The sequence below is a fragment of the Aliivibrio sp. 1S175 genome, from assembly GCF_001690985.1.
Classification (GTDB): Bacteria; Pseudomonadota; Gammaproteobacteria; order Enterobacterales; family Vibrionaceae; genus Aliivibrio.
Genome location: NZ_MAJS01000090.1, coordinates 163,867 through 183,521, shown reverse-complemented (window position 1 = coordinate 183,521; position 19,655 = coordinate 163,867). Strand labels below are relative to the sequence as shown.

The following is a 19,655-nucleotide window of genomic DNA, read 5'->3' as shown; positions in this document are numbered from 1 at the left end:
ATGACGATTAAACCACTTATTTTAGCTATTTCAGTATTAAGTTTTTCAGCTAACACATCGGCAGCAAGCTCTGAATTAGTTCAAGACACCAAGCAAGCAAGCCAAATTCAAAAACAACATAATGCACAGCGTGAGTCTGGTTTTAAACAAACAGAACAAAGTTTAAAAGCACAAAGAAATGCGTTAATAGCAGAACGAAAACAGCTACAAAAAGAGAGTGATAAATTAAGCTCAACGTTCAGTAACAATGAAAAAACGTTAGCCTCTTTAGAGCAAAAATTGCATCTAGAAACTGGCAGTCTGGGAGAGCTGTTTGGTGTTGTAAGGCAAACAGCAAAAGATGTCGATGTAGAGTTAAAGAACTCAGTGACAGGCCTTGATGATAAGAAAAATAGCCAAGTAATTAATGATATCGTTGCCGCTAAATCTTTGCCTTCGATGGGCCAGTTGACCGGTTTATGGCAAACAATGGCACAACAAGCACAGGTAAGTTCACAACTGACTTTAGTTCCTGTAACTGTTATTGACGGTGCAGGTCATCGCGCAGAAGTGAATGCTTACCGTTTAGGAAATATGGCATTGGTTGGCGACGAAGGCTTTTTACGTTGGGATAACAAAAAACAAGTTGCGACGTATTATGCACAACAGCCAGAGCTTGCGCCATCAGTAGCAACATTATCTGATATGGCGCAGCAACAAGTGATCATGATGGCAGTGGATCCATCGCGTGGCATCATGCTAGAACAACTTGCAAATTCGCCAACGCTAAAAGATCGCCTTCAAGCGGGTGGTGTGGTTGGACAAATCATTATCGCTCTATTGGCAATTGGCCTGCTTATTTCGTTATTTAATGGTGCAAGATTGTTGGTTATTCGTCAGCAGATCCGTACTCAATTAAAAGATCCTGAACACATCGGTAATAATCCTCTTGGTCGTGTTTTATCTGTTTATGATGCAGAAAAAACTCGTTCGGTAGAAGCGTTAGAACTTCGTTTACTAGAAACCATTGTCGATGAGCAACAAGGCTTAGAAAAAGGTCTTTCAATGCTTAAGCTTCTCGCTGCATTAGCACCTATGTTAGGTCTTTTAGGTACTGTTACTGGCATGATTGAAACATTCCAAGTGATCACGCAATTTGGTAATGGCGATCCAAAAGTAATGGCGGGCGGTATTTCAATGGCTCTTGTGACTACGGTATTAGGCTTAGTTGCAGCGATGCCTCTGTTATTAACTCACAATATCTTAAGCTCACAAGCAGAGAGTATTCGTACCATCCTGGAAAAACAGGGCTTGAGTTTAGTGGCTGAACAAGCAGAAAAAGAAACAATAAATAAACCAATGGGAATGACAGCGTAATGACGGCTTTTCTCTCTCACTTTATGGCACAAGGCGGCCCCATTTTATGGTGGTTGGGTGCAGTTGTTGCCGTGTGTTGGCTATTGGTGGTTGAGCGTGTGTTTTTCTTATTATTTACTTTTCCTGCACAACGAAAAGTATGGTTAGAAAAATGGCAACAGCGAGACGACCATGATTCGTGGTACGCAAAAACGATCCGTGATGGCTGGGTAAGCGAAGCACATCTTCAGCTTAATCAATACATGAATTTCATCAAAGTTCTTGTCGCCATTTGCCCAATGCTCGGTTTGCTAGGCACGGTAACAGGCATGATCTCAGTGTTTGATGTAATGGCAAATCAAGGCAGTAGCCAGCCAAAACTGATGGCTTCTGGTATCTCATTAGCCACATTACCAACCATGGCAGGAATGGTTGCTGCGCTAGCGGGTATGTTTGTTCATGCTCGTTTAGCCAAAGTATGCCGCCGTAAAGAACATCATTTAGAAAAAGCATTAAGGAGTCAGTCATGAGACTTGGCCGTCGTTCTTCAAACCAAGAAGAAGCACAAATAGATTTAACATCAATGCTCGATATCGTATTTATCATGCTGATCTTTTTTATCGTAACAAGCTCATTTGTGCGTGAATCAGGGGTTGAAGTAAATCGTCCTCAAGCCAGTAATGTATCGAGTCAAAAAGACGCGGGTATCTTTGTCGCTATTACCGCTTCAAACGATATTTTCATTGATAAACGTATGGTGGATGCTGAGCGAGTTCAAGCGACATTAGAGCATTTGTTATTAGAACAACCTGATGCATCGTTAGTGATTCAAGCAGATGAGCATGCGTATAACGGGACGGTTGTAAAAGTCATGGATGCGGCTAAAGGTGCGGGAGTTAAAGGCATCGCATTGGCTGCGGAGAAAAACTAATGTGGCGATTATTGTTGGCAGTGCCTATTGCGCTTTCTATGACGGTAGGGCTATTCACGTTTATGGCGTGGATGGTAGACAACGGTCATAACGGGAAACCAGAAAGCAGTGAGACGATCCGCTTTGACATGGTGATGGTTGAGCAAGAACAAGATATTCAGCGCCGTCAACGTCGAGTGCCTGAAAAACCAGAGACACCAGAGCCGCCACCAGAGGCAAAACCAATGGCGTCTCAAACTCAAACTTCAATGGCGACGCCACAAAGTTCAATGCCACCAATGAGCTTGGATTCTGGTATTTCGGGGTTAGCGATAAATGCACCGAGTTTCGCTGATTTTACAGGTAACCAACAAGCGATGCCGTTGTATCGTGTTGAGCCTCGTTATCCATCAAAAGCGATGAAAAGAGGTGCAGAGGGCTTTGTTGTTATGTCATTTACCATTGATGAACAAGGTCGCCCAACTAATGTAAAAGTAACGGATGCTAAACCGCGTCGAATGTTTGAAAGAGAAGCAGTTAAAGCGTTGAAAAAATGGAAATATCAACCAAAAGTAGTCGGTGGGAAAGCCATTGCTCAAGTTGGACAAACGGTGAAATTGGAGTTTACGTTAGCAAAATGATGAAATTACCTTTACCTCATACTTCAGATTCGTTGAGATCTTTACGCGGCTTTATTTTAAAGTTGAGTTCTGTGTTCTTACTTTGCTTAGCATTTCTATTTAGTTGCGTTTCTCAAGCACAGCAATTGAGTCAATATAACGCAGCAAAAGTACAGCGAGCATTACAATTACAACAGCAAGAAAAAATGACCGAGGCAATTACTGTTTTGGCCGAATTAACCCCTTCTCAGGATTATGATAAAGCCTATATTCAACGTATGTTGGGTGTGTTTCATTGGCAGGCAGGGAGTAGTAAGTCGGCAGTTAAATATCTCACTAAAGCAGTAAATAGCCAGCAATTAGCCGATGAGCAAGCATGGATAACGCAACGTATGCTTGCCGATTTATTATTAACAGAGCAGCGCTTTAGTGATGCGTTACCGCATTATTATCAATTAGCGAACTCAGTGCCTGAAAAACAAAAAATAGGCGATTTATGGTTCCGTATTTCTCAAACCCATTACCAGTTGGCGCAATGGAAAAAGGTACTTTCTGCATTAAATAAGCATGAACGTGTTGCGATATATAAGAAACAAAGTGAAAGAAGCCAATCGCTAGTGCTGAAGTTAGGGGCGCAACTACAGTTAAAACAATGGAAATCGGCGATCCCTACCTTGAACAGTTTAATTGTACTTGAACCAAATAAAGCGACATGGTGGCAGCAGTTAACGAGTATTCAGCTTCGTTTGAATCAATCTAAAAATGCGTTAGATACTCTTATTCTTGCAGAGCGACAAGGAATTGAATTGAGTCAATCAGAGTTGAAATTGTTGGCTCAACTTTATGCTCAGCGCGGTATCCCAGAGAAAGCCGCAGAAGTATTAAGTCAGTTAGATGAAGCGCAAAGTGATATTGATTTACTGACTATGCAAGCAAGTTATTGGCAAGCAGCAAAAGAGTGGGATAAAGCCACTGTCACTTGGTCAAAGGCTGCAACGCTAGATTCACGTTATTATTGGCAAGTGGCCCAATTACAGATCCAAGAGGGTCATCATCAACAAGGCTTGAAGACTTTAGATAAGGTTAAGGATTACAAAAAGACAGATGATATTGCATTAGCTAAAGTGAGAGCCTATTACAAGTTAAACCAAATAGATTCAGCCTTACTTTATGCGAAAAGAGCCAATGATTTTACGCCCTCAAATGAAGCGAAAGGGTGGATAAAGTATTTGTCTCAATTGAGAAAGACAGCCAATACTTCAGCGTAAACTCCATTTAATGCCCTTATCGAATGATGAGGGCTTTTCTATTGCTCGTAAAATAGACAGTAAAGAATCCCCAAACGTAAACAATGTAAATTGAATGTCAACGCAAATCATTATCAATTACATTACCATCCATTATTCTTAAATGATCCTGTCTTATTCATGTTGCTGAAAAATAAACAAGTACAATTGTGGGCGCGTCGCTTACATGTCTATGTATCAATGGCGCTTCTACTCGTTGTCTTATTTTTCTCGATCACCGGGATCACGCTAAATCGTCCTGATTGGTTTGTTAGTAGTTCTCCAGACATCAAAAACACCACTCTTTCTGTTCCTAACAGTGTGCTTTTTTCTCAAGATGAAAAACAACACATCCTTTGGAATAAACCAAATACCGCTGCTTTGCTTGATTACTTAAATCAACACACCGATCTCTCTGGAACGCCTTCTAATGTTGATGTTTTTACCGACGTTGAAGACGGTGAACTAGTCGAGGGTGAATTGTCATTAAATTACAAAGGCCCCGGTTATAACGCGTCTGTTTATATCGATTTAACGACAGGCATGGCAGATATCGAAAGCTCAAACTATGGCGTTGTTGCGTTATTAAATGATTTACATAAAGGACGAAACAGCGGTGAAGTTTGGAAAGCATTCATTGATATTACCGCGCTATTAATGATCTTTTTTGTATTAACAGGTGTGTGCTTAATTTTACCGAAAAAAAGAACACTGATGACATCAATGAAGTGGATGGCATTTGGCTCATCAATCACGCTTGCATTGTATTTTATTGCCGTACCTTAACCCTTTTAATCTTGTATCCATAAGGACATCACAATGGCTTCACTCTCTACCTATTTACGTCATTCAATTGCTGCAATGGTATTAACAACGCCTCTTTTTGTTAATTCAGCGGCTATTTCTGAGAGTGCAAAAGTCGATGTTGCTTTTGAGCTTCCAACGATTACGACCACGATGTATGCACGCCCTTATGTAGCGGTATGGATTGAAAACAGCGAACGTAAGTCAGTAAAAACGATTGAGCTGTGGGTAGGTAAAGATGAGTGGCTAAAAGATTTAAGAAGTTGGTGGCGTAAAGTCGGTCGTTACGATCGTGAATTAGTTGATGCTGTTACTTCTGCAACACGACCAGCTGGTAAATACAAATTCAGTTGGGATGGCAAAGATGACTCAGGTCAGGCGCTACCACAAGGGGATTATACGTTACATATCGAAGTGGTTCGCGAGCATGGTGGCCGTAACTATTTACGTCAAAAAATGACGTTAGCGAATAGTGATATGACTTACCGATTAAAGCCAACAGAAGAGACTGGCGAAATCACCATTCATTATAAAAAATAATTTAGATGTCTATTTATCAGGGAATTAAACACATTATGAAAACAACATTAATGAACAGTAAGTTCAAAGCGGCAGTATTAACCGGTGTGATGGCTGCAGGTTTATTGGCCGCAACGACGGCTAACGCACACCCTCGTTGGGTTTTACCTTCTCATTTTACCGTATCTAAAGAAGGTGGTGATTGGCTTACGTTTGATGTTACCGCGTCACACGGTACGTTTGTATTTGATAAGCCGGCGGGTAGTGATCAGGCACAAGTAGTGATGCCTGATGGCCGTACTGAGCGCCCAAACTTTGTTGTTAAAGGCAAACGCCGTTCAATGTTTGATTTCTATTTTGAAGAAGAAGGCACACATAAAGTTCGTATCAATAATGAACCTACTTACTACACCCAATATAAAGCGGGTCGTCGTGATACGGTGAAATGGATTAAAGCAACCAAGGCAGATCGTGCGTTAGTACTTCCAGAAAAAGCACGAGATGTGGTAAGCCAAGTGAGTTTCACTCGTGCTGAGAGTTACGTAACAGTAGGTAAGCCAACAACAGAAGCGATGAAGCTTGATAATACCTTGTTAGAGCTTAAGCCATTAACTCATCCGTCGGATATTCTAGAAGGTGAACCTGTGACTTTTCAGTTCTTCTTTAATGGTAAACCTCAAGCGGGTGTAACGGCTGATATTACTCGTGAAGGGACGCTATATCGTAATCATCAAGAACAAATTGACGTAGTGAGTGATAAAGACGGAAAAATTACTTTTACTCCTGAAACTGCGGGTCGTTACCTGATGAAATCAAATTATAAAGGTGAATTGAAAGACCACCCACTTGCAGAACAAGCAAGCGTAAATGTTCACTTAACGTTTGAAGCTCTACTTCAATAATGTAGTTAGCACCACTTTCCATAAAGGATTGTGGTGCTTTTTTATCGAGATTTATCCATGACTAAAGTAAACCTGAAAACCCTTTTTGTTTCTTCTCTTCTTTTTTCTTCTGCGAGTTTTGCTCATTTTCCGTTAATGAGCTGTTGGTTTGAATCGGATTTAGTATTGTGTGAAACAGGCTACAGTGATGGCAGTAAAGCCGTTGATTACGACGTAAATATGTATGATTACGATGATAATCTGATTGCAAAAGTCACCACTGATAAACGCTCAATTGCGGAATTTACAAATCCTGAAACAGATTTTTATTTGGTGTTTGATTCAGGACACGAAAGCCCAGTGGAAGTCGATGTTGTCGAGATCTCAGAGAAATGATCATTCAATCAGTCACTCCAGATAATGGAAGCGCAGAAGGAAAATGGATAGCACTCATTATTGGGTGCATTTTGCTTATTGCGGTGGTCGCATTGCCATATCATCAATCGAACGATGAGGGCGTAAAGCTTGAATCACACCAAGTATTAATTACTGATTTAACGCAAGATGATTTAGCTATGATCGCTGAATTACGTTTAGCCTATGAAGAAATTTACGATATTCAGGCGGAATCGACAGAAGATAATTCATGGCCAGAGATTGCTTACTTAGCGGATGAGTGGTTACCACCTTTTGTGCAAGACCAAAGTTGGGAGCGCCGCGGAATGCACCAATGGCAGCATTTAGGTTCTGGAGTTTATCTGGGTTTAAAAGTGAAAAAAGAAGGCGCTGCGTCATTCATTTTTAATGTGAAAGGCGATGATATTGAGCTTTGGCTAAATTCTGAATTGATGTCGACGACCATCTCTCCTGCTCCAATCTCTTGGAATGAAAGCGAACTCATTCAACAGCACTGGATGCAAGTAGTCTTTCCTGCTCATGACACTCATTTAAATTGATACCAATAAAAGATAAATAATAATGATGAAATCTATTTTATACGTACGTTCTTTTGTTCTGCTTAGCTTACTCTCTTTGTTTTCTGCGTCGGCGATGTCGGCAACAAAACCTTTGGTGATTGGCATTACCTTACAACCTTACTACAGCTATGTGAAAGCAGTGGTAGGTGATAAAGCAGAAATTCTTCCTTTGGTTGATGCAGGGTTTAATCCCCACAATTATTTACCCCAACCAAACGATTTAAAACGTTTAAATAAAATGGATGTGATTGTTGTTAATGGCATTGGTCATGATGACTTTGCGTTAAAAGTAATTTCGGCAGCAAACAACAGCGAATTAATGGTATTAGAAGCCAATAAAGACGTTCCGTTGTTGCCAGCAATGGGGCAATCGGTAGGTAAAGGGGCGGTGAATCCACATACGTTTGTTGGTCTATCTACAACAATTCAAAAGGTTTATACCATTGCCAATGAGCTATCTCGAATTGATCCTGAAAATGCCTCGTTCTACCGTAAAAATGCGCGTAAATACGCGAAAAAATTCCGATTAATGAAGCGTGATGCCATGCTCTCTCTGGGTGAATTAGACACTGCAGGAATGAAGGTAGCAACAACGCACAATGCGTATGGTTATATTCTTCAAGAGTTTGGTGTGGATGTGGCTGCTGTCATTGAACCCGCTCACGGTGTAGAACCAAGTGCGAGTCAACTGCAAGGGACGATTGAAAAGATCCGTGAATCCGACATTGATGTTTTATTTTATGAATTGAACATGCCAAACCGTTTTGTCGATACGATTGAAGAGGCGACTGGTGTTCAGCTGTATCGTTTCTCACACATGACGCATGGCCCTTATGAAGACAATAAAGTTGAAATTGAAATGAAATCAAATTTAGACACCTTAATCGAAGCCATGAAATTTGCCGCTGATAAGGATGCTAAATAATGTCAGGACCAGCAATTTCGTTAACCAATGTTGGGCTCACTTATGGTGAAAATACGATTTTAGAGGGCGTTAATCAACGCTTTGAAGCCGGTCAATGCCATGTGGTTATGGGGCCTAATGGCGGAGGTAAAACCTCGTTATTGCGTTCAATTTTAGGATTAACCGCGTTTCAGGGGGAAATTAATATTGAGTGGCCAGAGCAGAAAGGCGTGATTGGTTATGTACCACAAAAAGCCGTCTTTGAATCTAGCCTGCCGCTAACAGTGAAAGATTTCATTTTATTGAATCAAACGCGAGTGCCTCTGTTTTTAAGTGCGTTATGGCGTAAGAAAAGCAGCCAAGAAGCATTTGCAATGGCGCAGTTAGAGCGTGTTGGGATGTCTAACCGTGCCGATCGTCGCATGGGGCAGCTTTCAGGTGGGGAGCAACAGCGCGTGTTATTCGCTCAAGCGCTATTGGATAACCCTGATCTACTCGTTCTTGATGAACCAACAACAGGAATGGATGAGCACGGGGTTCGTTATCTTGAATCCTTAATGCATGAATTTATCGCGCAAGGGAAAACCGTATTAGCCGTTCACCACGATGTGACCGCTGTTCGCCGTCTTAAAGCACATGTTCATGTTATCAATCGTAATTTGGTTGATTCTGGTTGTTATTCAGAAGTATTAAAACCTGAGAAAATTGAGCGATTATTCAATCATTATACGGGTGCAAGTACTCAGTACGATGCATCAAAAACCAACAATGGAGAGGCTGCGTAATGGAACTGTTTCGTCAGTGGGCGTTATATGGCGTCGAGCAAGGTTTCTTAAGTGACAGTTTTTCGTATGCCTTTATGGTTAATGCTATTGTTGCCGCCATCCTCTTAGGGCCATTGTTAGGTGGCTTAGGGACGTTAGTGATTGCAAAGCGTTTGGCCTTTTTCTCTGAAGCAGTTGGACACGCTGCCTTAACGGGTATCGCGTTAGGTGTGTTATTGGGTGAGCCCGCAGAGAACCCAATCATCGGCTTATTTAGTTTCTGTATGATCTTTGCTTTGTTACTGCATTTTGTAAGAAACCGAACTAATGTGCCTTACGATACGTTAGTTGGGGTGTTCCTTGCCTTGGCATTGGCTGTGGGTGCTGCATTACTGATGTACGTAGCACGTAAAATTAATATTCACATGCTAGAGAACGTATTGTTTGGTTCTATCTTAACGGTGACGGACCAAGACATTGCGATTCTAGCAGGCAGTTGCTTATTGATTGTGGTGGTATTAATTCCGACGTTTAATCGTATTTTATTAACTTGTATTAGCCCTGATATTGCCAGAGTTCGTGGTTACAAAACCAATTTTTATGACTACCTGTTTGTGATGATGATTACCCTTGTGACGATTGCATCGGTAAAAATTGTTGGGGCTGTGCTAGTGGGTGCGTTATTGCTCATACCTGGTGCGACGGCTCGATTGTTAACTAAAAATATGGGCAGTTTTGTCTTGATATCTGCGCTATTAGCGACAATATCGTGCTTGATTGGCACCGTATTACCGATGGAATTAGAAATGCCAGTGCCTTCTGGGGCTGCGATTATTATTGTTTCAGCTTTCTTCTTTTTACTTGCGACCACCTACCGAATTATTCGTAAGAATTAACAGAGTAGACCTCAATAATAATCGAAGAATATGGGTATAGGTAGGATAAGAAATGAAACAGAATTCAATGAAATGTATAGCGATTGCTAGTATATGTGTAGCCTCACTATTTAGCATGAAAGTAGTAATGGCAGCAGATGTATTAACGGCAACCCCTGTGACGTATATGCTATCAAGCGAGCTATTAAAAGAGACCTCATTAACGACAAAATATTTACCACCAAATCGTTATGGGATTGAGCGTTTACCCAATTGGTTTGCCAATAAAGGGGCTAAAACCGTTCAAGACTTGGCAAAAACAGCCCAAGTGGTTGTGACGATTGGGGCGGTATGGGCTGATGATCCTCTGTATGTGAACGCAAGATACAGCAATATTCAGATTATTGAGGTTGACGCCTCTCAAGCAATTACTCCTCGAGCACAAGGTGTGGCAGCATTACGTTTATCTGATGGAACGACCTCAAAATACGCATGGTTAAACCCAACAAACTTAATCAGAATGGTAGCGATTGTTAGTGATGATTTTCAACGTATCTGGCCTGATAAATCAGAGCAGATCCAAAAAAACCAAGAGCAGTTTATGTTGTCGGTACGTCAATTAATCAACCAGCAGCAAAAAGTGATTTTAGAGAATGATATCGACTCGGTTATTTTGTTGTCTGAGCAGTTAGAAGACTTTGCTTCTGGCAATCAATTATTTGTGGTTGATCGTTTAACAAAACCTGCTCTTGAATGGACTGAAGATGATAAAGCACAGTTGAAAGACTTAATTGAAGAAGATGAGTCAGTTTGGATTATCACAACTCAAAAACCAAACAAGCAGATGCAAGCGTTGCTGCCAATGGATCGTGTATTGGTTGTTGATGCGGTTGATCGTTGGGGCAGAGCAGGAATAAACACTAAAGCGCCATTACAGAGATGGCAATTAGCGTTATAGCCTTATCTAGATTGGGCGAGTTTACTCTAAAAATAAAAGCAGTAGGGGCTTATTGTTACGATCTAGCACCTACTGCTTTTTTTATGGTTTTATTATGGTCATTTTATAAGGTAATACATTTAATGGGGGGACATTAAACTTGGAGTGTTACTGCTATTTAACGATTCATTCCAAGAAAGGCTTGCCATTAATTTAACGTGTATTTCAATGAGTGAATGGGCTTTTTTATTCCATGTGGATTGATCTTGTTGTTGATTACAAAACTCCAAACTGAGTACGGTCAGATGTTGTAATCGTTTTAAGCACCAATCTTTAATATCAATATCCGTTGCAGAGTTAAAGGCGGCCACTTCTAACTTTGCACTGGCGTATTGTAATGTTTGGTATGCTTTTTTCGTATTATGATACTTAGTGTGCTCAAACACTCTTAAACAGCCATCTAACCAACAGGCTATTGCTTTACTTTGATCATCTGTCAATGTTGGTCCCCACACCGAATTAGGTGCAGAATATAAGAGTGTTTCAAGCGTTTCTATTTGGTCATATTGCTTTGCTTCATACCAATTAGAAATTGAAACTAACCAAGTATCTAATGTCATTATGCTGCCTCATCCCAATGTTTAACAAAATGATTATCGCCGACCTGTTTACACCCTTCTATTACAATACTGCTGCGTTTTCTAATTTCATCAGCGTCTATAGAATAGTTTGGTTCACTTTCGATTAAATTGCCAAACGGTAAATCAGGATCAGGCACTGCTGAGATTAATAGCTTGGTGTAAGGGTGCTGAGGGTTACGTAAAATTGAGCGAGTGTCTCCCCATTCTACAATTTGGCCTTTGTACATCACTGCGGTTTCTTCGGCGATATAATGAGCAGTGGCGAGATCATGTGTGATATACAAAAAGCCAATACCGAGCTCTTTTTTCATGTTCTGCATTAGGTTAAGAACGCCTAATCGAATCGATACATCAAGCATCGAGGTAGGCTCGTCAGCTAGAATGATCTTAGAACCAACCGCTAAAGCGCGGGCAAGATTGACTCTTTGACGCTGACCACCGCTGAGTTCATGAGGAAATTTCGCTAAAGTGTCGTGATCCAATTCAACCAAATCTAATAATTCAAGTAGGCGTGCAGGTATGTCTTTATCATTCGTTATTTGTTTATGAATTTTAAGTGGTCGAGTTAAATGATGTGCAATGGTATGCGTTGGGTTTAGTGAACCAAATGGGTCTTGAAATATCATTTGTACTTGGCTGCGATACTTCAAGATCTCTTTTGATGATGTTATCTCATTGATATTTTTTCCATCAAACAGAATTTCCCCGTTCGTCGCAGGGTAAACCTTAGTAATTAAGCGAGCACAGGTACTTTTGCCACAACCAGATTCTCCAACCAGGGCTAAGGTGCGACCTGCATAGAGATCAAAACTGATCCCTTGTAATGCTTTAAAGGTATCTTCCTTTGAGAAGCCGCCACCAACAGTAAATTCTTTAACAATGTTCTTAACTTGAATAAGAGGCTTATCCATTATAAAACTCCTTCTAATGTTGGGGATTGACGTCTTTCTTCATGAATATTTGGGAATGAAGCCCATAATTTCTGAGTGTAAGGGTGTTGTGGGTTATTTCTAATGTCTGATGATGTACCAACTTCAACAATTTCACCGTATCGCATAATCGCAATGCGATCACAAAGCTGACTCATTAGCGCCAAATCATGGGTAATAAATAAGACTGAGAAGCCAAATTCTTGCTTTAATTGATAGATTTGTTGCAAGATTTCTCGTTGGACAACCACATCGAGAGCGGTTGTTGGTTCGTCCATTATGATCAGTTTTGGGCTTAGAGAAAGTGCAATGGCAATGACTAGACGTTGCCTCATCCCTCCACTAAATTGGTGGGGATAATCGGCTAAGCGTTCACGAGGGATATTAACTAAATCCAATAGTTTCTCTGCTCTGTCTTTCGCTTGTTCGTTTGTCATGCCCTTGTGGTGGCGTAATACATCAGCAAATTGTTCCTGAATAGGAAGAACAGGATTCAGTGAGTTCATGGCACTTTGAAAAACCATTGCTATCTCACTCCATCGGATTGCATTTAATTGTCCATCAGATAATCGGAGTAAGTCTTTATCTTGGAATAAAATACTCCCTCCAGAAATAAATGCCGGTGGCTTATGAAGACGGTTAATAGCAAAGGCAATGGTACTTTTCCCACAACCAGATTCTCCCGCAAGACCAAATATTTCTCCTTTACCGACATCAAAGCTGACGGATTTCACGGCATTGAAATCACCATTATCAGTGATGTAATCAACACAGAGTTCTTTTATTTGAATTAACGGATCAGGGTGAGAGCCGTTAGTGATGTTTATATTACTCATGTAGTCACTCGTTAAAACCTAAAAGATAATAATTATCATTAGTATTAACATGCACTCTTTAGGTAAGAAAGGGGGCTAAGGTTAATTAGTGAAGTGACTCGAAGTATTAGTGCAATTTGTTGTTCGTTACAATTGGAGTTGTCGATGGTGTTATGTATATGTAGGGAGAATAGGGTATTGGGTGTGGTGGCTTTATAGATATTAAATCGTCAAACCACCAAAGTAATTGTGTACTAGGGACTTACGCCAGCCATCCCATTCAAAACAATGTTGTTATAACTGACCATTCCAACTATCTGACCATTTTTAATGACAGGTGCTCTGCTTATCCCAAAGCGTTCGAATAATCGTGCACAGTACTTTACGTTCATATCAGGAGAGACAGAAAGCGCAGGCTTTGTCATGATCTCATAAATATTCGTTCTCTCTGTTGGACGGTTTTGTGCGAGTACTTTTTTAGCAATATCATTCATTAGGACAATGCCGTATTCATCATCATCATGGCGTTTTTTTACAATCAGTGCTTTTACTTGTTTCTGCTTAGCTAATTGAATTCCTTCGGCTACCGTCATTAAGCCATCAACCATGACGTAGGTATTCGACATAACGTTTTCTACTTTAATCGTATTCATAGTTTTTCCTCTACGACCTTGGTTAATGTCTCAACTTGATGTGCCACTCCTACTGCATCTTCAATATCTATTTGAATGGCAATTCCTTGGCCTGATTCAGTATCAAATTCTCCTACCTCGTTAATTTTTTCTAAAATAGACCGAGCAAGGTGTTCTTCAACGACAAACAATAAAACATCTTTTTGAACCTCAAGAGTAAGCCCGAAAAAGGTTGTTTTCTTATTTAAGCCTTCTCCACGAGCATGATTAATCACGGTTGCTCCTGTTGCTCCTGCATTACGCGCAGCATCGAGAACCGCATCGGTTTTGGCTTCTTCTACAAAAGCGAGTAACAATTTAAAGCGCATCAGCTTTCTCCTAAATTAATCGATTAATTCGTATTTTCTTGAGATCTAGATTTTGTTTTGGCTCTATAAGCACTGATCTGAGCATAAGCCATAACAGAAATAATGGGGAACAAGCTGGCAAAGGCAATTAATCCAAAGCCATCAATCATTGGGTTTCGACCGGGAATAGTTGAAGCAAGCCCCAACCCTAGTGCGGTTACCAAAGGTACGGTGACCGTTGAGGTTGTTACACCACCAGAATCGTAAGCCAGTGGAATGATCATTTTAGGGGCATAGAAGGTTTGAACAACCACAATGACATAGCCCACCATGATGTAATAATGAATGGGGTCGCCCACAACTATACGATAACTTCCTAGTGAGATACCAAAGGCAACACCTAAAGCAACGGCTATTCGTAATCCATTAATACTGATGCTCCCGCCAGAAACTGCATTGGCTTTTATCGCCACAGCAATGAGTGATGGCTCAGCAATAGTGGTACTAAAACCAATAGTCGCCGCAAAAATATAGACCCAATAGTAGTCAACCCAATCAAAGGTTTGGATTAATAAGTCTTTTCCTTCATAGATAAAATCAGGCGCGGTTAATTGCGCAGCCATCGATTCACCGAGTGGAAACAACGCGAGTTCTAATCCCATTAAAAAGAGGGACAATCCTAAAATTACGTAGAAAAACCCTAGAATGACTTTAGGTAAATTGGCTATTGGTTTTTTTAATACTGCAAATTGGAAACCAAAAATAATAACGACAATCGGTAATACATCACGAATGGTTGATAAGAAGGTTTCAAAAAATAGAGTCAGACTGTTCATGCTAATACCATCCCATAGAGCATGACAAAAATCATCGGAAGGAGGGAGGCGAAGGCGATTAAACCAAAACCATCAAGCATAGGATTTCGCCCTTTAATGGTAGAAGCAAGACCGACACCAAGAGCGGTAACTAAGGGAACGGTAATGGTAGATGTCGTCACGCCTCCAGAATCATAAGCAATACCAATAATGTTTTCGGGTGCGAACCATGTAAGAGCGACCACCGTAATATAACCACTGATGATCATGATATGGATTGGCCAACCTTTTAAAATACGTAACACCCCAATCACAATGGCAAAACCAACAGAGAGTGCGACGGTCAAACGTAGTCCGTTGGCATAATCATCCATATCATTTTCTGTATGTGGGATCATTCCTCCTTCGGCGGCGACTTCAGCAGCTTCTGCCGCTACCGCTGTGAGTGCAGGCTCTGCAATAGTCGTTCCAAAACCCAAACAAAAAGAGAAAAGTAATAACCAAGCCACGCTACCTTTTCTGGCAAAGGCTTGTGCCATCGACTCGCCAATAGGGAATAACCCCATTTCTAAACCAAAGATAAAAAAGGTCAGACCCAATACCACAAGTAGCAAGCCAAAGAGAATAGAACCAAGGTTTGGCAGGGGCTCTTGTAGTACGACCAATTGAAAGAAAGCGATAACAAGAATAATAGGCAGAAGATCGCGAAAACTTCCAAGCATGGCGATTAACATGGCTTTAATAGCGTTCACTTACTCTCCTCTCCGATTTTACTGTACGTACATTATTTATACTGTACGAATGGATGTAAGAGTGTGAGCAAAGGTTAGTTTTGGTTTATTCTCAGAGATAATGTTTCAAAATGTTAACTAGATAGTAAATGGATTCTTTTGCTATGTGGGTCGAAGATTTTCCTTTGCGTATATCGTTTAGTTTAAATTGGCATGTTATTTAGTTTGATTGTATTTTGAGATTCTTTGATTGGTTTTCAAACGATATTTTCTACAATTATATTTATAATTCTATTAACTTGTTGATTTTACTTTAATTAAAAATTGGCACGCCTTTAGCTATAGGAAAGGTGAACATTTATTAATTTTATTTAAAAGGAAGATAGTATGCCAACCCCAGCTTATATGCGCATCGAAGGCGAAAAACAAGGACTGATCACTGCAGGTACATTTACTGAAGATTCAGTAGGTAACATTTACCAAGAAGGTCATGAAGATGAAGTGCTTGTTCAAGGTTTTGAGCACCAAGTTTTATTACCTCGTGACCCACAATCTGGCCAACCTACAGGTCAACGTGTGCATAAGCCAGTACGTATTACTAAGGTATTCGATAAAGCATCACCGCTAATGTATAACGCATTAACGTCTGGTGAAAAATTACCAAAAGTTGAAATCAAATGGTACCGTACTTCTGCAACAGGTACGCAAGAGCATTATTTTACGACGGTTCTGCATGATGCGATTATCGTTGATATCACGGCATCAATGCCAAACTGTCAAGATCCAGCGCAAGCACATTTTACACACTTAGAAGATGTGTTCATGACATACCGCGCTATTGATTGGACACATGAAGTCGCAGGCACATCAGGTAATGATGACTGGCGTACAGCAATGAAAGCGTAACCACTCGCATTTTCGGGAGAGTCATTATCATAAACAACCCTAGCTGTTTATGATGGCTCTCCCTTTTTGCGTTTTAGTTGTACTGACTTCATATAATTTAGTGATAGTGCTGTTGGTATATGAGTTGAATATACATTTGTGTTTCAGGAAGGATCATTATGCAGGATGCAAACCAAGCTCAGTTTGAAATTAATGTCGCCACGATAGATATGCCTTTACAAGTCTATGCGTTTTCTGGACAGGAGACATTAGGTGATGACTATGAATTTGATGTTACCTTTATTTGTGACGATCCTGAATTAGCATTAGGCGAGTGGCTTCAGTTACCGGTTTGTTTGACGCTTCATCATAAAAATGACCCCCACTCAGTACCTCGATATATACATGGCATTATTGAGTCTATAGAACAATTAGGATCTTCATTTCGCTATAGTACTTATAAACTAAGTTTTGTTCCTATTTTTTCCCTTCTTAATTATCGAACGAATTTTCAGATATTTCAGAATAAAACAGTCCCAGATATAATTAGTGAGATTTATCAGCAAGCTGGAATTTTAACAAATCATTTTGAAATCGAATTATTTAACGCTCATCAACCGCGAGAATATTGCGTTCAGTATGGTGAATCAGATTTTGGATTTATTCAACGATTGATGTCAGAAGAAGGCTTAGTTTCTTATTTTGAGCATTCTGATGTAGGGTCTAAACTCATTATATCTGATGGCCCCGAGACTTATACTGAGCTTCATCCGCTTTGTGTTGTCGCTGATAATGGAATGGTAAAAGATGGTAATACCATTACCTCATTAATTAAAAATCAGAAGGTTAGTGTCGGTAAAGTATCAGTAAAAGATTTCTATTTTGAAACTCCACAACGTTACCCTATTGGAATTGCTCAACAGGAGGAAAAAGAAAATCAAGCGTCAGAATTGGGATTAGAACAGTTCGAGTATCCTGCAAATAAAAAGACATCCGAAACAGCAATTAAGCAGGCGGAACGATTACTTCAACAGCATAGAAATAGCAATATAGAATTGGTCGGTGAGAGTGATTGTGCTCAGTTAACGGTAGGTCATTTTCAACCTGTTCAAGAGCATCCCAATCCAGAATGGAATAATACATGGCTACTGACGCAAGTTTTCCATAGTGGGCAACAACCTCAAGTTCTTGAAGCGTTTGCTGATGGTTGTTCTCAGTATCACGCCAGCTTCCGTTGCTCGCCTTGGCATCTTCCGTTTAAGCGAAAATCAGAGCCTAAACCACTAATTCATAATGTAGATACTGCGATTGTTACAGGTCCTGAGAATGAAGAGATCTATTGTGATGAGTTTGGACGAGTCAAAGTACAATTTCATTGGGATAGAAACGGTCAAGGAAATGAGAAGACAAGTTGTTGGTTACGAACCTCTCAAGGGTGGGCTGGAAATCAATATGGTCAATTTATCTTACCAAGAATAGGACACGAGGTAATTGTTAGTTTTATTCATGGTGACCCAGATAAACCAATCATTACAGGCTCCCTCTACAATGGTAATAATAAACCCCCTTATACTTTGCCTGAGCACAAGACGCGCAGTACCTTTAAAACCTCAAGCTCTCTTGGTGGTGAAAATTTTAATGAACTGCGTTTTGAAGATAAAAAAGACGCCGAGCAAGTTTATATACATGCAGCAAAAGACATGGACTGCCAAATTCAGAACAACCAAACGGTAGAAGTGTTTAATGATGAGCATAAAGTTGTACATAACAATCAATTCAATGAGATAAAAAACAATAGAAATACAACCGTTGATGGTAGCCAGTTTGAAACCATTAAAGGAGATTCTCATCATCAAGTTCATGGCTCTGTTCATAGCAAAGTCGGTAAAAAACGATTAGAAGAGATTGGTTCTGAATTGCATTTAAAATCAGGCCAAAAAATTGTATTGGAAGCAGGAACTGAAATTACCATTAAAGCCGGTGGCAGTGTCGTAAAAATTGACCCCGCAGGCGTTCATCTTATTGGGTCTGCTATTAACCTAAACTCCGGTGGTAGCGCAGGAAGTGGCAGCGGTTATGCAGGCAAAGTAGCCCTATTGCCTATGGGGAAAGAGTTAGAGAAAGCTGGCGCCCTGCCAATGAAAGCATCAAAAAGTTCAATGCAGAATGCTCAAAAGCTCAATGCAATCGCTGTTAAATCTTGTGGAGAGGAATAAAAGTAATGCGTGAGCAAAGTTATCTTATTGTTAATCCGCTTGAAGATAAGAATGTTATTGAACGCTTTTATCATTTTGGTGGAAATGATGCTTTCCCTCTGTATTTAGATTCTGAATTTGATGCACAGAAAGAGATTGGTCCATGGTTGCTGCCTAACCCTACTGATGATTTTTTATTTTACTTTCAAGGGCAACCATCTGGGTTTGTTATTTATTACTCCGACAGTATTGAAACCCAAATAGAACACTGGAAAAGCTTAACGTTTGCAGGGCTTGACGGTGAGCTTGTTTTGTTTCGATATTATGATCGAATAATCTTAGAACCGATGTTGTCAGCTTTTAGCCAAATAGAATTATCAACGTTTCTTGGGACGGCAAATCGGATTAAGATTATATCTAATGACATCCCTTTTAGTTTTAAGAATAGCGCTCCAAGGCTTACTCATCAGCTTGAACCATGGTGGAGAATAGAAAAACATCATTCTCTTTACTCACTTAAAAGACACGCATGGATTGTTGAGCGCTTAGGGTGGCAGCGTTTCCCGGAGCTAATGAAAACAGTTTATAACTTAAATTTTGATATTCAGTTGAAGCTAATTGGCTTTCTTAAGCAAGGTAGATCTTACCAACTTAGTAACGAAGAATTAGAAGCTTATTCTATGGTTATGCTTTCTAAAAATACACAATGGGAAGAGCAAACTGTTTTTGATGCTTGGTATCTGGATGATAAGCAAATAAATACGGTTAAAAAAGCAGGGAAGCTGACAATGAATAACGCTTTTCAACAAGGAAGTGAAGTATGAGTGATCGTTGTATTCCCTGTGAAAAAGTA

General features: G+C 40.2%; 24 protein-coding genes. 17 read left to right on the top strand and 7 right to left on the bottom strand.

The features are described from left to right. The 14 genes from A6E06_RS19325 to A6E06_RS19260 all read left to right on the top strand — a co-directional run bounded on the left by A6E06_RS19325 (position 1) and on the right by A6E06_RS19260 (position 10,833). Positions 1 to 1,356: a MotA/TolQ/ExbB proton channel family protein gene (locus A6E06_RS19325; protein ID WP_065592690.1), complete on the top strand. Its 1,356-nt coding sequence runs from the start codon at positions 1 to 3 to the stop codon at positions 1,354 to 1,356. Further along, positions 1,356 to 1,865 carry a MotA/TolQ/ExbB proton channel family protein gene (locus A6E06_RS19320; RefSeq protein WP_065592691.1) on the top strand — a complete coding sequence of 170 codons (510 nt, stop codon included), beginning with the start codon at positions 1,356 to 1,358 and terminating at the stop codon, positions 1,863 to 1,865. The genes A6E06_RS19325 and A6E06_RS19320 overlap by 1 nt, the downstream gene beginning before the upstream one ends. Next, complete coding sequence (locus A6E06_RS19315; RefSeq protein ID WP_017021643.1) at positions 1,862 to 2,266, top strand: biopolymer transporter ExbD; 405 nt, start codon at positions 1,862 to 1,864, stop codon at positions 2,264 to 2,266. The genes A6E06_RS19320 and A6E06_RS19315 overlap by 4 nt, the downstream gene beginning before the upstream one ends. After that, complete coding sequence (locus tag A6E06_RS19310) at positions 2,266 to 2,886, top strand: energy transducer TonB (RefSeq protein ID WP_065592692.1); 621 nt, start codon at positions 2,266 to 2,268, stop codon at positions 2,884 to 2,886. Before A6E06_RS19315 ends, A6E06_RS19310 begins: the two co-directional genes overlap by 1 nt. Continuing rightward, positions 2,883 to 4,133 (top strand): hypothetical protein, encoded by a 1,251-nt coding sequence (locus tag A6E06_RS19305; protein ID WP_065592693.1) that lies wholly within the window; start codon positions 2,883 to 2,885, stop codon positions 4,131 to 4,133. The genes A6E06_RS19310 and A6E06_RS19305 overlap by 4 nt, the downstream gene beginning before the upstream one ends. Before the next feature lie 159 nt (positions 4,134 to 4,292). Continuing rightward, positions 4,293 to 4,937 (top strand): PepSY-associated TM helix domain-containing protein, encoded by a 645-nt coding sequence (locus tag A6E06_RS19300; protein ID WP_065592834.1) that lies wholly within the window; start codon positions 4,293 to 4,295, stop codon positions 4,935 to 4,937. A gap of 75 nt (positions 4,938 to 5,012) precedes the next feature. Then, positions 5,013 to 5,495 (top strand): DUF2271 domain-containing protein, encoded by a 483-nt coding sequence (locus A6E06_RS19295; RefSeq protein ID WP_255312114.1) that lies wholly within the window; start codon positions 5,013 to 5,015, stop codon positions 5,493 to 5,495. Positions 5,496 to 5,545: 50 nt separating this feature from the next. Then, positions 5,546 to 6,376, top strand: a complete 831-nt coding sequence (locus A6E06_RS19290; protein WP_141677020.1) for a DUF4198 domain-containing protein — start codon at positions 5,546 to 5,548, stop codon at positions 6,374 to 6,376. 57 nt (positions 6,377 to 6,433) lie between these two features. After that, positions 6,434 to 6,751 (top strand): hypothetical protein, encoded by a 318-nt coding sequence (locus A6E06_RS19285; protein ID WP_017021649.1) that lies wholly within the window; start codon positions 6,434 to 6,436, stop codon positions 6,749 to 6,751. After that, on the top strand, positions 6,748 to 7,311 hold the full coding sequence (locus tag A6E06_RS19280) for a hypothetical protein (protein WP_065592696.1): 564 nt from the start codon (positions 6,748 to 6,750) through the stop codon (positions 7,309 to 7,311). Before A6E06_RS19285 ends, A6E06_RS19280 begins: the two co-directional genes overlap by 4 nt. Before the next feature lie 25 nt (positions 7,312 to 7,336). Continuing rightward, complete coding sequence (locus A6E06_RS19275) at positions 7,337 to 8,257, top strand: metal ABC transporter solute-binding protein, Zn/Mn family (protein WP_176713305.1); 921 nt, start codon at positions 7,337 to 7,339, stop codon at positions 8,255 to 8,257. Then, entirely contained in the window at positions 8,257 to 9,021 is a 765-nt protein-coding gene (locus A6E06_RS19270; RefSeq protein WP_065592698.1) for a metal ABC transporter ATP-binding protein, read from the top strand. The genes A6E06_RS19275 and A6E06_RS19270 overlap by 1 nt, the downstream gene beginning before the upstream one ends. Next, entirely contained in the window at positions 9,021 to 9,896 is an 876-nt protein-coding gene (locus A6E06_RS19265) for a metal ABC transporter permease (RefSeq protein WP_065592699.1), read from the top strand. The genes A6E06_RS19270 and A6E06_RS19265 overlap by 1 nt, the downstream gene beginning before the upstream one ends. Positions 9,897 to 9,948: 52 nt before the next feature. Further along, positions 9,949 to 10,833 (top strand): metal ABC transporter solute-binding protein, Zn/Mn family, encoded by an 885-nt coding sequence (locus tag A6E06_RS19260; protein ID WP_065592700.1) that lies wholly within the window; start codon positions 9,949 to 9,951, stop codon positions 10,831 to 10,833. A 119-nt stretch (positions 10,834 to 10,952) separates the two neighbouring features. Here A6E06_RS19260 and A6E06_RS19255 read toward each other — a convergent pair whose 3' ends face one another. The 7 genes from A6E06_RS19255 to A6E06_RS19225 all read right to left on the bottom strand — a co-directional run bounded on the left by A6E06_RS19255 (position 10,953) and on the right by A6E06_RS19225 (position 15,743). Continuing rightward, positions 10,953 to 11,432 (bottom strand): transcriptional regulator, encoded by a 480-nt coding sequence (locus A6E06_RS19255; RefSeq protein ID WP_065592701.1) that lies wholly within the window; start codon positions 11,430 to 11,432, stop codon positions 10,953 to 10,955. Beyond that, on the bottom strand, positions 11,432 to 12,364 hold the full coding sequence (locus A6E06_RS19250; protein WP_065592702.1) for an ABC transporter ATP-binding protein: 933 nt from the start codon (positions 12,362 to 12,364) through the stop codon (positions 11,432 to 11,434). Before A6E06_RS19250 ends, A6E06_RS19255 begins: the two co-directional genes overlap by 1 nt. Continuing rightward, a complete protein-coding gene (locus A6E06_RS19245) occupies positions 12,364 to 13,218 on the bottom strand; it encodes an ABC transporter ATP-binding protein (RefSeq protein ID WP_065592703.1) in 855 nt (284 codons plus the stop codon). The genes A6E06_RS19250 and A6E06_RS19245 overlap by 1 nt, the downstream gene beginning before the upstream one ends. 233 nt (positions 13,219 to 13,451) lie before the next feature. Then, positions 13,452 to 13,850: a CBS domain-containing protein gene (locus tag A6E06_RS19240; RefSeq protein WP_045104272.1), complete on the bottom strand. Its 399-nt coding sequence runs from the start codon at positions 13,848 to 13,850 to the stop codon at positions 13,452 to 13,454. Beyond that, positions 13,847 to 14,197: a P-II family nitrogen regulator gene (locus A6E06_RS19235; RefSeq protein ID WP_065592704.1), complete on the bottom strand. Its 351-nt coding sequence runs from the start codon at positions 14,195 to 14,197 to the stop codon at positions 13,847 to 13,849. Before A6E06_RS19235 ends, A6E06_RS19240 begins: the two co-directional genes overlap by 4 nt. A gap of 23 nt (positions 14,198 to 14,220) precedes the next feature. Continuing rightward, positions 14,221 to 15,012, bottom strand: coding sequence for a DUF1538 domain-containing protein (locus A6E06_RS19230; protein ID WP_065592705.1), 792 nt, complete (start codon positions 15,010 to 15,012; stop codon positions 14,221 to 14,223). Further along, the gene (locus tag A6E06_RS19225) at positions 15,009 to 15,743 is read right to left on the bottom strand and encodes a DUF1538 domain-containing protein (RefSeq protein WP_065592706.1); all 735 of its coding nucleotides are present in this window, start codon (positions 15,741 to 15,743) and stop codon (positions 15,009 to 15,011) included. Before A6E06_RS19225 ends, A6E06_RS19230 begins: the two co-directional genes overlap by 4 nt. 366 nt (positions 15,744 to 16,109) lie before the next feature. Here A6E06_RS19225 and A6E06_RS19220 point away from each other — a divergent pair, with 366 nt between their 5' ends. The 3 genes from A6E06_RS19220 (at position 16,110) to A6E06_RS19210 (ending at position 19,626) form a co-directional block, all read left to right on the top strand. Further along, a complete protein-coding gene (locus A6E06_RS19220) occupies positions 16,110 to 16,628 on the top strand; it encodes an Hcp family type VI secretion system effector (RefSeq protein ID WP_045104268.1) in 519 nt (172 codons plus the stop codon). Positions 16,629 to 16,786: 158 nt separating this feature from the next. Then, positions 16,787 to 18,823, top strand: coding sequence for a type VI secretion system tip protein VgrG (locus tag A6E06_RS19215; RefSeq protein ID WP_065592707.1), 2,037 nt, complete (start codon positions 16,787 to 16,789; stop codon positions 18,821 to 18,823). Positions 18,824 to 18,828: 5 nt separating this feature from the next. Then, complete coding sequence (locus A6E06_RS19210; RefSeq protein ID WP_065592708.1) at positions 18,829 to 19,626, top strand: DUF4123 domain-containing protein; 798 nt, start codon at positions 18,829 to 18,831, stop codon at positions 19,624 to 19,626. Positions 19,627 to 19,655: the final 29 nt, after the last annotated feature.

Coding starts and splice junctions, on each gene's coding strand:
- A6E06_RS19325 (WP_065592690.1), top strand. CDS start 1: ATGACGATTAAACCACTTATTTTAGCTATTTCAGTATTAAGTTTTTCA.
- A6E06_RS19320 (WP_065592691.1), top strand. CDS start 1,356: ATGACGGCTTTTCTCTCTCACTTTATGGCACAAGGCGGCCCCATTTTA.
- A6E06_RS19315 (WP_017021643.1), top strand. CDS start 1,862: ATGAGACTTGGCCGTCGTTCTTCAAACCAAGAAGAAGCACAAATAGAT.
- A6E06_RS19310 (WP_065592692.1), top strand. CDS start 2,266: ATGTGGCGATTATTGTTGGCAGTGCCTATTGCGCTTTCTATGACGGTA.
- A6E06_RS19305 (WP_065592693.1), top strand. CDS start 2,883: ATGATGAAATTACCTTTACCTCATACTTCAGATTCGTTGAGATCTTTA.
- A6E06_RS19300 (WP_065592834.1), top strand. CDS start 4,293: ATGTTGCTGAAAAATAAACAAGTACAATTGTGGGCGCGTCGCTTACAT.
- A6E06_RS19295 (WP_255312114.1), top strand. CDS start 5,013: ATGGTATTAACAACGCCTCTTTTTGTTAATTCAGCGGCTATTTCTGAG.
- A6E06_RS19290 (WP_141677020.1), top strand. CDS start 5,546: ATGAACAGTAAGTTCAAAGCGGCAGTATTAACCGGTGTGATGGCTGCA.
- A6E06_RS19285 (WP_017021649.1), top strand. CDS start 6,434: ATGACTAAAGTAAACCTGAAAACCCTTTTTGTTTCTTCTCTTCTTTTT.
- A6E06_RS19280 (WP_065592696.1), top strand. CDS start 6,748: ATGATCATTCAATCAGTCACTCCAGATAATGGAAGCGCAGAAGGAAAA.
- A6E06_RS19275 (WP_176713305.1), top strand. CDS start 7,337: ATGAAATCTATTTTATACGTACGTTCTTTTGTTCTGCTTAGCTTACTC.
- A6E06_RS19270 (WP_065592698.1), top strand. CDS start 8,257: ATGTCAGGACCAGCAATTTCGTTAACCAATGTTGGGCTCACTTATGGT.
- A6E06_RS19265 (WP_065592699.1), top strand. CDS start 9,021: ATGGAACTGTTTCGTCAGTGGGCGTTATATGGCGTCGAGCAAGGTTTC.
- A6E06_RS19260 (WP_065592700.1), top strand. CDS start 9,949: ATGAAACAGAATTCAATGAAATGTATAGCGATTGCTAGTATATGTGTA.
- A6E06_RS19255 (WP_065592701.1), bottom strand. CDS start 11,432: ATGACATTAGATACTTGGTTAGTTTCAATTTCTAATTGGTATGAAGCA.
- A6E06_RS19250 (WP_065592702.1), bottom strand. CDS start 12,364: ATGGATAAGCCTCTTATTCAAGTTAAGAACATTGTTAAAGAATTTACT.
- A6E06_RS19245 (WP_065592703.1), bottom strand. CDS start 13,218: ATGAGTAATATAAACATCACTAACGGCTCTCACCCTGATCCGTTAATT.
- A6E06_RS19240 (WP_045104272.1), bottom strand. CDS start 13,850: ATGAATACGATTAAAGTAGAAAACGTTATGTCGAATACCTACGTCATG.
- A6E06_RS19235 (WP_065592704.1), bottom strand. CDS start 14,197: ATGCGCTTTAAATTGTTACTCGCTTTTGTAGAAGAAGCCAAAACCGAT.
- A6E06_RS19230 (WP_065592705.1), bottom strand. CDS start 15,012: ATGAACAGTCTGACTCTATTTTTTGAAACCTTCTTATCAACCATTCGT.
- A6E06_RS19220 (WP_045104268.1), top strand. CDS start 16,110: ATGCCAACCCCAGCTTATATGCGCATCGAAGGCGAAAAACAAGGACTG.
- A6E06_RS19215 (WP_065592707.1), top strand. CDS start 16,787: ATGCAGGATGCAAACCAAGCTCAGTTTGAAATTAATGTCGCCACGATA.
- A6E06_RS19210 (WP_065592708.1), top strand. CDS start 18,829: ATGCGTGAGCAAAGTTATCTTATTGTTAATCCGCTTGAAGATAAGAAT.